This is a genomic window from Simplicispira sp. GW247-4R2A, assembly GCF_059424465.1.
The window spans coordinates 1-584 of record NZ_JBWKZM010000064.1 but is presented as its reverse complement, the minus strand read 5'-3'; the positions used below and the strand labels follow the sequence as shown (position 1 = coordinate 584).

Annotated in this window: 1 protein-coding gene; it reads right to left on the bottom strand. The window is 60.8% G+C overall.

Annotated features, from left to right (window positions below; translation table 11 throughout):
* On the bottom strand, positions 1-584 hold a 584-nt coding region (locus tag AC07ZH_RS20500), incomplete at both ends, for a flagellin N-terminal helical domain-containing protein (RefSeq protein ID WP_495201122.1).

The following is a 584-nucleotide window of genomic DNA, read 5'->3' as shown; positions in this document are numbered from 1 at the left end:
TTGATCGCCGCCAGCGCATTGGCACGGTTGGTTCCTGCATTGGTACCGGCTGCTACCGTGAGGTTGGTGCCATTGATACCGATGGTGACGTTGCCAGCCGTGATACCACCCGCCGCTGCCGTTGCCACCGAGGCAACCGACGTGGCATTGGCCGAAGCCGACATACCCGAAATACCCTGCGCATTGATGGCGGCGGAAATCGCCTTGGCATCGTTGGCAATCGTGCCCAAAGAAATGGGAGAGCCACTGCCAATGGTGACCGTCGCAGCCCCAGCCGTATCGCTGGCCACGCCAATGCTTTGGTTCACCAGGTTGATGCCTTGAAATTTGCCCAGTGCACTGGTGCGTGCGCTGGCAATAGAACTAATGGTGATGGTCTGGCCCGCATTGGCGCCCACCTGGAACTGCTGGGCCGAGAACGTGCCATCGAGCAGTTTGGTGCCGTTGAAGTCCGTCTGCGTGGCGACGCGGTCAATTTCCGAGGACAGCTGCGACACTTCCTGTTGCAGGGCAGCACGGTCGGAGCTGCTGTTGGTGGCGTTGGCCGATTGCACCGCCAGTTCGCGCATGCGCTGCAGGTTGTC